Source organism: Enterococcus sp. DIV2384, assembly GCF_050534975.1.
Taxonomy (GTDB): Bacteria; Bacillota; Bacilli; order Lactobacillales; family Enterococcaceae; genus Enterococcus; species Enterococcus faecalis.
The window spans coordinates 2350397-2364226 of the sequence record NZ_CP172905.1 but is presented as its reverse complement, the minus strand read 5'-3'; the positions used below and the strand labels follow the sequence as shown (position 1 = coordinate 2364226).

Annotated in this window: 13 protein-coding genes; 10 read left to right on the top strand and 3 right to left on the bottom strand. The window is 37.9% G+C overall.

The window, feature by feature from the left end:
- Nucleotides 1-6: 6 nt before the first annotated feature.
- The 4 genes from IGK54_RS11345 (at nt 7) to IGK54_RS11330 (ending at nt 3080) form a co-directional block, all read left to right on the top strand.
- Complete coding sequence (locus IGK54_RS11345) at nt 7-1329, top strand: bifunctional folylpolyglutamate synthase/dihydrofolate synthase (protein WP_002355117.1); 1323 nt, start codon at nt 7-9, stop codon at nt 1327-1329.
- Nucleotides 1313-1972 (top strand): HAD family hydrolase, encoded by a 660-nt coding sequence (locus IGK54_RS11340; protein WP_002385286.1) that lies wholly within the window; start codon nt 1313-1315, stop codon nt 1970-1972. The genes IGK54_RS11345 and IGK54_RS11340 overlap by 17 nt, the downstream gene beginning before the upstream one ends.
- 55 nt (nt 1973-2027) lie before the next feature.
- The gene (gene radC, locus IGK54_RS11335) at nt 2028-2726 is read left to right on the top strand and encodes a RadC family protein (protein WP_002365188.1); all 699 of its coding nucleotides are present in this window, start codon (nt 2028-2030) and stop codon (nt 2724-2726) included.
- Nucleotides 2727-2879: 153 nt separating this feature from the next.
- Complete coding sequence (locus IGK54_RS11330) at nt 2880-3080, top strand: cold-shock protein (protein ID WP_002355121.1); 201 nt, start codon at nt 2880-2882, stop codon at nt 3078-3080.
- A gap of 105 nt (nt 3081-3185) precedes the next feature.
- On the opposite strand, the gene rnjA is transcribed toward IGK54_RS11330, so the two are convergent.
- From rnjA to IGK54_RS11315, 3 genes are all read right to left on the bottom strand, one after another.
- A complete protein-coding gene (rnjA, locus tag IGK54_RS11325; protein ID WP_010823193.1) occupies nt 3186-4871 on the bottom strand; it encodes a ribonuclease J1 in 1686 nt (561 codons plus the stop codon).
- Nucleotide 4872: 1 nt separating this feature from the next.
- The gene (locus IGK54_RS11320) at nt 4873-5085 is read right to left on the bottom strand and encodes a DNA-directed RNA polymerase subunit epsilon (RefSeq protein WP_002355123.1); all 213 of its coding nucleotides are present in this window, start codon (nt 5083-5085) and stop codon (nt 4873-4875) included.
- 305 nt (nt 5086-5390) lie between these two features.
- On the bottom strand, nt 5391-5777 hold the full coding sequence (locus IGK54_RS11315) for a YbaN family protein (RefSeq protein WP_002355126.1): 387 nt from the start codon (nt 5775-5777) through the stop codon (nt 5391-5393).
- A gap of 228 nt (nt 5778-6005) precedes the next feature.
- Here IGK54_RS11315 and efrA point away from each other — a divergent pair, with 228 nt between their 5' ends.
- The 6 genes from efrA to mltG all read left to right on the top strand — a co-directional run bounded on the left by efrA (nt 6006) and on the right by mltG (nt 13597).
- Complete coding sequence (gene efrA, locus IGK54_RS11310) at nt 6006-7733, top strand: multidrug efflux ABC transporter subunit EfrA (protein ID WP_010818536.1); 1728 nt, start codon at nt 6006-6008, stop codon at nt 7731-7733.
- Nucleotides 7730-9499: a multidrug efflux ABC transporter subunit EfrB gene (gene efrB, locus IGK54_RS11305; protein WP_430602991.1), complete on the top strand. Its 1770-nt coding sequence runs from the start codon at nt 7730-7732 to the stop codon at nt 9497-9499. The genes efrA and efrB overlap by 4 nt, the downstream gene beginning before the upstream one ends.
- Before the next feature lie 97 nt (nt 9500-9596).
- Nucleotides 9597-10088: a gamma carbonic anhydrase family protein gene (locus IGK54_RS11300; RefSeq protein ID WP_002355129.1), complete on the top strand. Its 492-nt coding sequence runs from the start codon at nt 9597-9599 to the stop codon at nt 10086-10088.
- Nucleotides 10089-10101: 13 nt separating this feature from the next.
- Nucleotides 10102-11253, top strand: coding sequence for a non-hydrolyzing UDP-N-acetylglucosamine 2-epimerase (wecB, locus tag IGK54_RS11295; protein WP_425136028.1), 1152 nt, complete (start codon nt 10102-10104; stop codon nt 11251-11253).
- Nucleotides 11254-11326: 73 nt separating this feature from the next.
- Nucleotides 11327-12004, top strand: coding sequence for an HAD family hydrolase (locus IGK54_RS11290; RefSeq protein ID WP_002398687.1), 678 nt, complete (start codon nt 11327-11329; stop codon nt 12002-12004).
- A 207-nt stretch (nt 12005-12211) separates the two neighbouring features.
- On the top strand, nt 12212-13597 hold the full coding sequence (gene mltG, locus IGK54_RS11285) for an endolytic transglycosylase MltG (RefSeq protein ID WP_002375722.1): 1386 nt from the start codon (nt 12212-12214) through the stop codon (nt 13595-13597).
- Nucleotides 13598-13830 lie beyond the last annotated feature (233 nt).

Sequence of the window (13830 nt, the reverse complement as noted above, 5' to 3'; positions counted from 1 at the left end):
GACAAGATGCAATTAACAATAGAAGAAGCCATTGAATGGATTCATAGCCGGTTACCCTTTGGTTCAAGACCTGGTTTGGATCGGATTAATGCGTTATTAGAAAAAATTGATCATCCAGAAAACAAAGTGCCAACGATTCATATCGCAGGAACCAATGGTAAAGGCTCAACCGTGACATATTTACGCTGTCTATTAGAAGAAATGGGCTTGAAAGTCGGAACCTTTACCTCTCCTTATATTGAATCATTTAATGAAAGAATTGCGATAAATGGTCAACCAATTTCAGACGAACAATTGATTACCTATGTGGAAAAGTATCAACCAATCATTAAAGAATTAGACCAAATCACTGAAGTGGCTGGAATTACAGAATTCGAAACATTGACAGGAATGGCCTTGGACTATTTCGTGAATGAACAAGTGGATATCGCCGTTGTTGAAGTTGGCTTAGGTGGATTACTTGATAGCACCAATGTCGTGAAGCCATTATTGACGGGAATTACGACAATTGGGAAGGATCACACAGAAATTTTAGGTGAAACAATTGCTGAAATTGCCTATCAAAAAGCGGGTATTATTAAAGAAAAAGTCCCAGTAGTAACAGGCAACATTTGTGCTGATGCGCTAGCAGTCATTGAAAAAGTCGCACAAGAAAAACAGAGTCCAATTTTTCGTTTTGGCAAAGAGTATCAAGTGGAATATCTACATCCTGATACACAATGGGGGGAAGTATTTAATTTCTATGGAGAAATGGGCAAACTGACAAAGATTAAAGTTCCCTTGTTGGGGCGTCACCAAGTAGAAAACGCGGCGGTAGCTATTCAATTATTTGACAAGTATTGCCAACTACAACATTTGCCGTTTAAAGAACGAGACATTACTCAAGGGTTAGCTAAAGCGCAATGGCCAGCTCGAATGGAACGTCTTAGTGATGAACCGTTGATTGTTTTAGATGGTGCCCACAATGATCATGCAGTAAAACGCTTAGTTGAAAACTTGCGCAAAGAGTTTCCACAACACACGATTCATATTTTATTTTCAGCTTTAGCAACTAAAGATGTGGATGAGATGATTCAGGACTTAAAGCAAGTACCGAATGCGCATCTTTACTTAACTAGCTTTGATTACCCTAAAGCTATTGCACTTACAGAAATGGAAAAATATGAAGACGATTTAACAGAAATTGTGTCTTTATGGCAATTTGGCTTAGGCGAAATTTTAGAAAAAATGTCGACAGATGATTTATTATTAGTAACAGGTTCATTATATTTTGTTTCTCAAGTAAGAGAATTACTTTTAACTATAGGAGGAAATGATGAAGAAATTTGATGGCGTAATTTTTGATATGGATGGGTTGCTTTTTGATACGGAGTTGATTTACTATACATCTACTCAAAAAGTAGCAGATGCAATGGGGTTACCATATAGTAAAGAAGTCTATTTAGACTATGTTGGGATTTCCGATGAAGAAGTACAAGAGAATTACCGACGTATTTATGCATCCTATGGTCATGACACAGTGGAAGAATTTATCCGCCGTTCTTATGATGATACCCTGCAAGAGTTTCGATCTGGTAACGTACCTTTAAAACCAGGGGTGGTGGAATTCCTCGACTTTTTAGATGATCAAAAAATTCCTCGATTAGTTGCTTCAAGTAACGTCCGTCCAGCTATTGAAATGTTATTAAGCCATGCTGGGATTCAGGATCGTTTTGTAGGAATTGTTTCAGCAGAGGATGTTAAACGAGCAAAACCGGACCCAGAAATTTTTCAAAAAGCTCGTCAACTTTTAGGAACAGAAGCCCCGAAAACCTTGATTTTCGAAGACTCATTTCATGGGGTAAGTGCGGCTCATAGTGCGGGCATTCCAGTGATCATGGTACCTGATTTATTGCAACCAACTGAAGTTATCCAAGAGAAAACATTACATGTCTTGGAGAGTTTACATCAAGCGCCGCATTATTTAAAATAATAAAAACAATACTCCTTTGCGTAGTTTATTAATGACTAGCAAAGGAGGTTTTTTTATGCAAGTATCGGATCTGTTTATTCGTGAGATGCCGAGTGATTGTTTACCACGAGAACGGCTCTTAGCGATAGGAGAAAAAGCATTATCGAATCAAGAGTTGTTGGCGATTCTGTTACGTACTGGCTCAAAAGAAGCAGACGTGATGACTGTTGCCGCAACGCTGTTAAAACAGTTTAAGCAACTTTCTTATTTGCAGCAAGCCACGTTGAACGAGTTAATGGCTATTAAAGGCATTGGCCAAGTGAAAGCCATTGAATTACGTGCGGCCATTGAATTAGGGTGTCGAATTTATCAAAGTAGTCAAATCAAATTTGGTAAAGTTACGTCCAGCCAACAAGTCGCTCAACGATTACTCCAAGAGATGAAGGGGCTGCAACAAGAACATTTAATTTGTATTTACTTGAATACCAAGAATGACATTATCCAACAGAAAACGATTTTCAAAGGATCACTGAATCAAAGTATTGCTCATCCACGCGAAATTTTTCGGGAAGCGGTTAAATATTCATCTGCTCGCATACTATTAGCTCATAATCATCCATCTGGCAATCCGACACCGTCTCCACAAGATATTCAATTTACCAAACGAATGGAAGAATGTGGCGAAATGATGGGGATTCAATTGTTGGATCATATTATTGTTGGTGATAGCGGATACATTAGTTTGAGAGAAGAGAATTTTTTTGCTTCAGAATGAGGACAATTCTTGCAAAAATATTTTATCACGTGTAAAATGAAAGGGTAATCTTGTTTGGAATTATGTAGACTTTTTAAATTTTTTTAAATATTCTATTGGAAGCGAGCAAAGTTACGACTATTTATGTGCAAATGCACGAGGAGGAACAAAAGAATGGAACAAGGAACAGTAAAATGGTTTAACGCAGAAAAAGGTTTTGGGTTTATCTCACGCGAAGACGGAAGCGACGTATTCGTACACTTCTCAGCTATCCAAGGTGATGGTTTCAAAACTTTAGAAGAAGGTCAAGCAGTGACTTTTGATGTTGAAGATTCAGACCGTGGCCCTCAAGCAGTTAACGTAGAAAAAAACTAATAAAAAATAATCCAAAAACACCTAACGCATGTTAGGTGTTTTTTTGTTAGAAAAAATAGAGAAGAAAAATGTTTGTCCATTTTTCTTCTCTATTAAATGAGAGCTTTATTGATCACTAACTGTGGCAGTCATAATCATTGGCAGAATCATTGGATGACGTTCTGTTTGTTCAAACAAGAAAGGCTGTAAAGCGGTCGTCATGGCTTCGCCTAATTTTGCTTCGGTACAGTTTTTATCTTTCATTGCTTCACGTAGAGCATTGAATAAAAGACGTTGGCCTTCATGAATCATATCACCAGACTCACGCATGTAGACAAAACCACGGGAAAGAATGTCCGGACCAGCCATAATTTCTTTATTTTTAATATCAACCGTTGCTACCGCTAAAACTAAACCTTCTTCAGATAAGATACGACGATCCCGTAAAACAACATTCCCGATATCGCCGACACCATTTCCATCAACGTACACGTCATTAGCGTTGAAGTGACCAGCAGGACGTGCGCTATCAGTCGTTAAAGCTAAGACATCGCCGTTGCCCATGATAAAGCAATTTTCTTCAGGAACCCCTGTATCTTGAGCGAGCGAAGCATGGATTTTTAACATTCTAAATTCACCATGAACAGGCATGAAATATTTAGGCTTCATCAAGCGAAGCATTAATTTTTGCTCTTCTTGTCCACCGTGACCAGAAGTATGGATATTATTGATTTTTCCGTGGATAACTTCCGCACCGGCTTCAGATAATAAGTTGATTAAACGGTTAACACTTGTCGTATTCCCAGGAATCGGTGAACTTGAGAAAACAACCGTATCGCCTGGTTGAATACTAATTTGGCGATGTGTACCGTTAGCAATCCGACTAAGCGCGGCCATAGGTTCTCCTTGAGAGCCAGTACATAAAATCATTGTTTCATTTGCTGGCAATTGATTCAGTTCCGCCGCATCGACAAACGTTCCTTTTGGCACTTTGATGTAGCCTAAGCGTTCGCCATTGACAATGGCATTTTCCATGCTACGACCAAAAACAGCAATTTTGCGACCGGTTTTCACGGCTGCATCAGCAGCTTGTTGTAAACGGAAAATGTTTGAAGCAAAACTGGCAAAGATAATCCGACCATCAATTTTTTCAAAGATTTTTAAAATAGAGGTCCCAATTGTTTTTTCGGATTTTGTAAAGGTGGGTATTTCAGCATTGGTACTATCCGAAAGAAGACAAAGGACGCCTTCTTCACCTAATTTTGCCATTCTGTGTAAGTTGGCTGGCTCGCCAACGGGTGTAAAGTCAAACTTAAAGTCACCTGTTGCGACAATGTTACCAGAAGGCGTTTTAACCACAACGCCCAAGGCATCAGGAATACTGTGAGTCGTCCGGAAAAAGCTAATCGCTGTTTTTCTAAAACGAATCACCGTATCTTCATTAATTTCGTGTAATTCCGCTTCTCGCAATAAACCATGTTCATCTAGTTTGTTGGTAATTAAAGCCAAGGCTAGTGGTCCCGCATAGATTGGGATATTCGCTTGACGTAAAAGATAAGGAACGCCACCAATATGGTCTTCATGACCGTGGGTAATAACGAGTGCTTTGACTTTATGCAAATTTTGAACGATGTAGCTATAATCTGGAATCACGTAGTCAATCCCAAGTAAATCATCTTCTGGGAATTTGATCCCAGCATCAATAATGATAATTTCATCTTGGAATTGTACCCCATATGTGTTTTTTCCAATTTCGCCTAAACCACCGATTGCAAAAACGCCAGTTTCGTTATTTTTTATGTTTACTTTCATGTTAAAACTCCGTTAGAGTGAAGTCCGCATGTTCTTGCTCGTAAGCAAGATGTTTTTCGTCTAATAATTGAACGTATTCAATATTGTATGGGGTATTTTCTTCAACTAATTGGCGCACGATTACATCGCTATCGGCTTCCATGTAAAGAGATTTTGTGTCTTCTCTTTTTGGGTTTCTGATTTTTGTTTCTTGATAGTATACTTTGTAAATCATCGATTCATTTCTCCTTCAGCTACTAATAGTAGCAATTTATAGTTTTTTTCATTTTAAGACAGAAAATTAAACACAACAAAACGAGGTGCTGATCACCTAAAAAAGAATGCTCATCAAAAACATCTGTTAATGATGAAATGAAGCCTCGACTTTGCTTCATTCTGGGTATTTGATTTTATGTGTTCTTTTTTCAACCGTCCCGTGTGTTGTGAATAACAACAATTAAGCTTATTTTATCATAGAATGATAAGGAAGTATAGAAACACTCACTGGACTTTTAAAAAAAACAAACTTCTTGTTTCGCCTTATTCTTGATCAAGTTCGAGTGCCTTTTTTTTAGGACGCCAATACCAACTTAAGCCAATCACGTGGGCTAAATAAACAATCGCTAAAGTCGTAGTCATCAACGTATTTCGGACAATTAAACACGGAATGGCAAATAAAAGAAACATGGAAATAAATAGTTTCCATTTGCCTTTACGAGTAATTTTTTTCTCAAAGAAGGCTTCTTGGATATATTTTTGATAATAAGAAGAAGCTAAAAATTTGTTATAAAGTTTATCTGAACTACGCATCCAAAAAAAGGCCGTTAATAAATAAAAACCAGTGGTGGGTAAAAGCGGCAAAAAGATTCCTAACGTGCCTAAAGCAAACGTACAGGAACCGAGAAAAATGAAGAATAATTTTTTCATTCAAAGGGTCCTTTCAGTTTTTCCCAATTATGGCACAATCAAAAGGAAGTAGCAATTTTAATCGTATAAGTAAATCATTAAAATTATCTATTTTTTAGAAAATCTAAAAGAGAAAGGATAGAAAGAGAAAGGCTGTTTTTTCTAGCCAGACAGCTTGTATTACCGATTTCTTTTTGATACAGTGGGAGTACTAGAAAATTTAAAGTAAGATAAGAAGGAGATGATTAATTGAAGTTAATGTGGCGTTACACAATGCGTTATAAGAAATTACTTTTTGCTGATTTTATTTGTGTGTTTGGTTTTATTTTGATTGAATTAGGTTTGCCGACCATTTTAGCACGAATGATTGACAAAGGAATTATTCCTAGAGATATGGACTATATTTATCAGCAAGGGATTTGGATGGTTGTAATTACGATTATTGGTGTCGCAATGAATATTTTGCTGGGGTACTTTGGTGCCAGAATTACAACAAACATTGTTCGTGATATTCGTGATGATTTATTTGAAAAGATTCAAACTTTCTCACACAGTGAATATGAAAGTATTGGGGTTTCTTCCTTAATTACGCGAACTACCAATGATGCATACCAAATTATGCTCTTCATGGGAAATATTTTACGTCTTGGCTTTATGACGCCAGTGATGTTTATTGCCAGTCTTTACATGGTGATGCGGACGAGTCCGTCGTTAGGAATGTACGTTTTAGGTGCCTTGCCTTTTCTACTGCTAGCCGTTGTCGGAATTGCTCGTTTGTCAGAACCGTTATCTAAAAAGCAACAAAAGAACTTAGATGGAATCAATGGGATTTTAAGAGAAAATCTTTCTGGATTGCGGGTAATACGCGCATTTGTTAATGAAAAATTTGAAGAATCTCGTTTTAATAAAGTTAATGAAACTTACACTAAAAGTTCAAAAAGTTTGTTTCGTTTAATGGCAGCAGCCCAACCAGGCTTCTTTTTCTTATTTAATATTGTGATGGTCTTAATCATTTGGAGCGGGACTGTTCAAATCAGCCATGGGGATTTAGAAGTTGGGAATTTAATTGCTTTTATTGAATATATTTTCCATGCGCTGTTCTCGTTTATGTTATTTGCCAGTGTCTTTATGATGTATCCGCGGGCTGCGGTTTCGGCTTCACGGATTCAAGAAGCCTTAGACATGGAACCAGCTATTCGTGAAGAAGAAGGCGTAACAGAAACAGCTACTAAAGGCTATCTAGAGTTTAAAAATGTAACCTTTGCCTATCCTGGACATGCGGAAAGCCCAGTTATCCGCAATGTAAGTTTTAAGGCGTCACCTGGTGAAACAGTGGCCTTTATTGGGAGCACAGGTAGTGGAAAATCAACATTAATTCAATTGATTCCACGGTTTTATGATGTATCAGAAGGTGAAATTTTAATCGATGGAGTGAACGTAAAAGAGTACCAACTTAGTGCATTACGCAATAAGATTGGCTATATTCCACAAAAAGCGTTACTTTTTACTGGTACAATTGCTGATAATCTTCGCTACGGTAAGGAAGATGCGACGTTAGAAGAAATGGAACGAGCAATTGACATTGCTCAAGCAACAGAATTTGTTTCACAAAAACCGCAAGGCTATGATGAACCTCTTTCAGAAGGTGGCACGAACTTTTCTGGTGGTCAAAAACAACGTTTAGCTATCGCACGGGCGATTATTCGCAATCCGGAAATTTATATATTTGATGATAGTTTTTCTGCGTTAGATTATCAAACAGATGCAAATTTACGAGCGCGTCTGAAAAAAGAAACAACAGAATCCACTGTTTTAATTGTGGCACAACGTGTTGGAACAATTATGCATGCGGACCGCATTGTTGTTTTAAACGAAGGCGACGTGGTCGGAATTGGCACACATCGTGAATTACTTGAGACTTGTCCAATTTACTATGATATTGCGGCTTCTCAATTGTCAGAGGAGGAATTAGCATGAAACACGCCTTTTCTTCTATGAAACGAATCGGTCGCTATATTAAACCGTACCGAGTGACGTTTTATTTAGTTATTTTATTTACAATATTAACCGTGGCCTTTAATGCAGCGTTGCCTTATTTGACTGGATTACCAACGACAGAAATTAGCCGTAATATTGCGGCTGGCGAATCCATTAATTTTGATTATGTAATCCAATGTTTAATTTGGATTTTAGTTGTGGGAACAGGTTATTGTGTGGCACAATTTTTGTCAGGCTTTTTAATGACGAATGTCGTTCAACAATCCATGCGCGATTTACGTCGCGATATTGAAGAAAAAATCAATCGTTTGCCAGTTTCTTATTTTGATAAGAACCAACAAGGAAATATTTTGTCACGGGTGACGAACGATGTGGATGCTGTCAGCAATGCGATGCAACAAAGTTTTATCAATATTGTTTCAGCAGTCTTAGGTATTGTGATGGCGGTAGTGATGATGTTCTTAATCAATCCGCTGATGGCGATTTTTTCAGTGATTATGATTCCGTTGTCTCTGATTATTTCCAGAACAATTGTTAAAATATCCCAGAAATATTTCCAAGGAATGCAAAATTCTTTAGGAGACTTAAATGGTTATGTTCAAGAAAATATGACTGGGTTCAGTGTCTTAAAACTATATGGTCGGGAAAAAGAAACCCTTGAAGGCTTTAAACAAGTCAATCATCGTTTAAATGGTTTTGGTTTCAAAGCATCCTTTATCTCAGGATTAATGTTGCCATTGGTTCAAATGACCGCTTATGGGACCTATATCGGGGTAGCTGTCCTTGGTAGTTACTATGTGGTTGCTGGTGTGATCGTAGTGGGGCAGTTACAAGCGTTTATTCAATATATTTGGCAAATTAGCCAACCAATGGGGAATATTACGCAGTTGTCTGCAGCTTTACAAAGCGCTTCAGCTTCGACCATGCGGATTTTTGAAATCCTAGATGAACCAGAAGAAGAACTTAACGATCAAGATGTTTCTTTGCCAGAACCTATTTTAGGCTCTGTTGAATTTGAAAATGTCAGCTTTAGTTATGACCCAGAAAAACCGTTAATTCGTAATTTGAACTTTAAAGTTGATGCGGGCCAAATGGTTGCGATTGTGGGACCAACTGGCGCTGGGAAAACAACCTTAATCAACTTACTGATGCGTTTTTATGATGTAACAGAAGGCGCCATTAAAATTGATGGCATTGACACGAAAAAAATGAACCGTAGTGATGTCCGATCTGTATTTGGAATGGTATTGCAAGATGCTTGGTTGTATAAAGGTACCATTGCAGATAACATTCGTTTTGGGAAGTTAGATGCCACGGATTATGAAGTTGTGGATGCAGCGAAAACGGCCAATGTGGATCACTTCATTCGGACAATGCCAGACGGGTATGAAATGGAAATCAATTCTGAGGGAGATAACGTTTCCCTTGGTCAAAAACAATTGTTGACCATTGCCCGAGCGGTAATTTCTGATCCAAAAATTTTGATTTTAGATGAGGCGACTAGTTCAGTCGATACACGCTTGGAAGCCTTAATTCAAAAAGCAATGGATCGTGTTATGGAAGGACGAACGAGTTTCGTTATTGCCCACCGCCTATCAACTATTCGTGAAGCTGATTTAATTCTTGTTATGAAACAAGGAGAAATCATTGAAAAAGGTACGCATCATGAGTTGCTGGAACAAGGTGGCTTCTATGAAAAACTATACAATAGTCAATTTGCTGAAGAAGGCGACTATGAGGAATAAAAAAACGGCTGTCTGAAAAGACAGTCGTTTTTCTTGTCTTTTTTACTATGAAAGTGAGGAATTCTTGTCTATACTTAATGAAAAGAGGTGACAGAGTTTGAAAAAAGAATATTTTATTGCTGCTAGTGCAGATGTCTATGGAAACGTACAACTAGCGAAGGATAGTAATATTTGGTTTCAGTCGGTCTTAAGAGGTGACAGTAACACAATTACCATTGGTGAAGGTAGTAATATTCAAGATGGCACGATTATTCATGTTGATGAAGATGCCCCGACAATTGTAGGCAAGTATGTAACGGTGGGCCATCAATGCATGTTACACGGTTGTAAAATCGGTGATGGTGCTTTGATTGGCATGGGTTCAACGATTCTAAATAACGCTATTATTGGAGAAAACAGCCTGATTGGTGCGGGCTCTTTAGTGACAGAAGGCAAAATTATCCCGCCAAATGTTTTAGCATTTGGTCGACCCGCGAAGGTTATCCGTCCGTTAACGGCAGCAGAAATAGCCAGTAATCATACGAACGCCTTACATTATATTCAACGAGCAGAAGAATTTCGCCAACAAAAATACCCGAAACTAACATAGAATTAGGAGGAAAATGATGAAGAAAATTAAAGTAATGACGGTTTTTGGAACACGGCCAGAAGCAATCAAAATGGCCCCTTTAATCAAAGTTTTAGAAGAGCAAAGTCAAGGATTTGACTCTGTAGTAGTCGTAACAGCGCAACATCGCCAAATGTTGGATCAAGTGTTAGAAGATTTTCAAATTACACCGAATCATGATTTAAATATCATGAAAGATGGGCAAACCTTAACAGATATTACAAGTCGTGTTTTGAATTTATTAACTGAGGTTCTTGTGACAGAACAGCCGGATATTGTCTTGGTTCATGGCGATACAACCACGTCATTTGCGGCTGCATTGGCAGCTTTTTATCAACAGATTCCGGTGGGACATGTGGAAGCAGGATTACGGACCTGGCAAAAATATTCTCCGTTTCCGGAAGAAATGAATCGTCAACTGGTAGACGTGTTAACTGATATTTATTTTGCCCCAACCACTCAAAGTAAGGACAATTTAATCAAAGAAAATCATCCAGAAGAACATATTTATGTAACTGGCAATACAGCGATTGATGCGATGGTGTACACCGTTGATGCCCACTATCAAAATGATTTATTGGAAAAAATCCCTACAGACCAACGCATTGTACTAATCACAATGCATCGTCGTGAAAATTTAGGCCTGCCAATGGCAAATGTGTTTAAAGCTGTTCGTCGACTTGTAATGGAACATCCAGAAATTGAAGTCATTTTCCCTATGCACAAAAATCCCAAAGTCCGTGAAATAGTAGCGGAACACTTAGGTGAATTAGCTCGTGTGCATTTAATTGAACCATTGGATGTCAAAGATTTTCAAAATTTTGCAGCGAAAAGTTCTTTAATTTTAACTGATTCTGGCGGTGTGCAAGAAGAAGCTCCTTCCTTAGGTGTGCCAGTTTTAGTTTTACGAGATACAACGGAACGTCCAGAAGGCGTAGCGGCAGGAACATTGAAATTGGTTGGTACAGACGAACAAGTAGTCTATCAAGAGGCGAAAACATTATTGACTGATTCTGATGCTTACCACGCGATGGCGCATGCACAAAATCCGTATGGGGATGGTCAAGCTAGCCGCCGAATCGTTGAAGCCATTGCCTATGAAATGCAGCAATCAGATAAAAAACCAGATACGTTTACAGCAAAATAAATAAAAAGGCAGAGAAACGCTGAAAAGGTGCTTCTTTTGCGTATCTTATTTTGAAGAATCAATTAGACAAAAAATGCTAGAAAGTAGTGAAGTGAAGATGTATCAAACGATTTTATTTGATTTAGATGGCACAATTACGGATTCTGGTAGCGGCATTATGCGTTCTATTTTATACGCAACAGAACAATTAGGCTGGCCAGCTCCTAGCGAGGAGACGTTACGTTCTTTCATAGGGCCGCCTTTATATGAGTCGTTTTTGCACATGGCGCCTTCAGCTGAAGCAGCGCAACAAGCCGTGAGTCATTATCGAGCGTACTATCAGAGAAAAGGTATGTTTGAAAATCATGTGTATCCAGGGATCCCAGAGGTACTAACAAGGTTAAAGGAAGCGGGAGCAAAGTTATACATTGCGACTTCCAAGCCAGAAGAATTTGCTAAAAAGATTATTACTCATTTTGATTTAGATCGTTATTTTACAGGCATCTATGGAGCGAGTATGGACGGTCATCGTTCTAAAAAAGCAGATGTGATTCAGTATGCATTAACGGAAGCTCAATTAGACCCAACCAAAGAAGCAATTATCATGGTTGGTGATCGTAATCATGACATTCTTGGTGCTCAACAAAATGGCTTAGATAGTATAGGTGTCTTGTATGGATTTGGTGAAGAAACAGAATTACAAGAGGCGGGAGCAACATTCCTAGTACAATCGCCTAAAGACTTAGGTGCTATTTTGCTACAAAATTCTTAATAGAAAATGGATTTTCGATAAATTTAGGAGGATTTTAAGATTTATTATCGTTTCAATAGAAAAGCGCCATCATAGGCTTTAAACGTTGTCAATGATGAATTTTTTATCAGGGAATGACGGTCTTTTTATTAAAAACATTTAATTTTAAAGAGGTTTCATGTATAATAGTTTCAGTCATAAACGATAGAATAGTAAGGAGGGTTAGTTTTGGCTAATGATAACCAAAATAACCAAGATCCCAAATCTTCGCTTAGAGATCAAGTAACTGGGTCTTTAAAAGGTAGAAATGATGGCGATCAACCTGATTCCTCTGAAAAAAATGATAGGTCTCCCCAACCTTCATCTGATGAATCACAAGAAACAGCGAGCCGCACAACACAAACACGTGCAGGTTCTAGAGCTGCTCGAAGACGTGGGAAAGACAAGACAACACAGACAGTCGAAGAGCCAACCCCGATTGAAACAGACGAAAAGCCAACAAATACAAAAAAACAAACACGTAAAAAAGAAGATCGTTTAGTCGGTCGTATCGTGTTAATTGTAGTTTCTGTATTGGTTTTAATGATGGCAATCTTTGGGTTTACTTTTTATAAATATGTAGATGCTGGGCTACAGCCACTAGACAAGAACAATAAGAAGCTTGTTCAAGTGCATATCCCAGAAGGATCTTCTAATAAGCAAATTGCTGCGGTTTTAGAAGAAAGCAACGTCATTAAAAGCGGAATGGTTTTTAACTACTACGTAAAATTTAAAAACTTAACAGATTTTCAAGCGGGCTATTATCAAATGTCTCCAAGCATGACACTCGATGAAATTGGTGAAATGCTAAAAGAAGGGGGCACGCCAGAACCAACTAAAATCGCAGATGGCAAAGTAACGATTCCTGAAGGCTACGATATAGATAAAATTGGCGAAGCCATTGAAAAAAATACGGATTTCAAGAAAGCAGATTTCATTGCATTAATGAAAAACGAGGACTTCTTCAATCAAATGAAGGCTAAGTATCCTGATTTACTTGAAAGTGCTGCAACCGCAGAAGGTGTTCGTTATCGCTTAGAAGGCTATTTATTCCCGGCAACTTATGATTACTACAAAAAAGCAACACTTCCTGAATTTGTCGAACAAATGATTGCTAAAATGAACACAGTAATGGAACAATATACGCCGACAATTCATGCAAAGAATTTAACCAATCAGCAAGTCTTAACGTTAGCTTCATTGGTTGAAAAAGAAGGAGTCAAAGAAGCAGACCGCAAACAAATTGCGCAAGTATTCTTTAACCGCTTGGCTGCCGATATGCCGATCCAATCAGATATTTCTATTTTGTATGCTCTAGGAGAACACAAAGAAACTGTAACGTATGCTGACTTGGAAGTGGACTCGTCTTATAACTTGTATAAAAATACTGGTTATGGACCAGGACCATTAGATAGCCCAAGTGAGGAGTCAATTAAAGCAGTCTTGAATCCGACACCAAGTGACTATTTATACTTTGTAGCAGATATTTCTACAGGAAAAGTATACTTCTCAAAAACATATGAAGAACATCAAGTATTAGTAGATCAGTATGTCAATAATTCAAGTAGTGAATAAAATGAAAACATAAAAGAGCTTGGTGAATCAATTTTGTATGATTCACCAAGCTTTTAGATACTCAAAAAGTAATCTGTTTAACAGAGGGAAAGAGTAGCAACTAGAAATTTATATAAATAAAATTTAGCAAAATCACAAAAATTCAATAATTATATTTACAATTTAGAAAAAGCGTGGTACTCTTTTGTGGATTGAAAGCGGAATTTTTTTCAATAACCAACCAAGAACTACGT

Excerpts from the sequence above, each read along its gene's own strand:
- IGK54_RS11290 (WP_002398687.1), top strand. The coding sequence starts at position 11,327 with ATGCTAGAAAGTAGTGAAGTGAAGATGTATCAAACGATTTTATTTGAT.
- IGK54_RS11330 (WP_002355121.1), top strand. The coding sequence starts at position 2,880 with ATGGAACAAGGAACAGTAAAATGGTTTAACGCAGAAAAAGGTTTTGGG.
- IGK54_RS11340 (WP_002385286.1), top strand. The coding sequence starts at position 1,313 with ATGATGAAGAAATTTGATGGCGTAATTTTTGATATGGATGGGTTGCTT.
- IGK54_RS11320 (WP_002355123.1), bottom strand. The coding sequence starts at position 5,085 with ATGATTTACAAAGTATACTATCAAGAAACAAAAATCAGAAACCCAAAA.
- IGK54_RS11315 (WP_002355126.1), bottom strand. The coding sequence starts at position 5,777 with ATGAAAAAATTATTCTTCATTTTTCTCGGTTCCTGTACGTTTGCTTTA.
- rnjA (WP_010823193.1), bottom strand. The coding sequence starts at position 4,871 with ATGAAAGTAAACATAAAAAATAACGAAACTGGCGTTTTTGCAATCGGT.
- wecB (WP_425136028.1), top strand. The coding sequence starts at position 10,102 with ATGATGAAGAAAATTAAAGTAATGACGGTTTTTGGAACACGGCCAGAA.
- radC (WP_002365188.1), top strand. The coding sequence starts at position 2,028 with ATGCAAGTATCGGATCTGTTTATTCGTGAGATGCCGAGTGATTGTTTA.
- efrB (WP_430602991.1), top strand. The coding sequence starts at position 7,730 with ATGAAACACGCCTTTTCTTCTATGAAACGAATCGGTCGCTATATTAAA.
- IGK54_RS11345 (WP_002355117.1), top strand. The coding sequence starts at position 7 with ATGCAATTAACAATAGAAGAAGCCATTGAATGGATTCATAGCCGGTTA.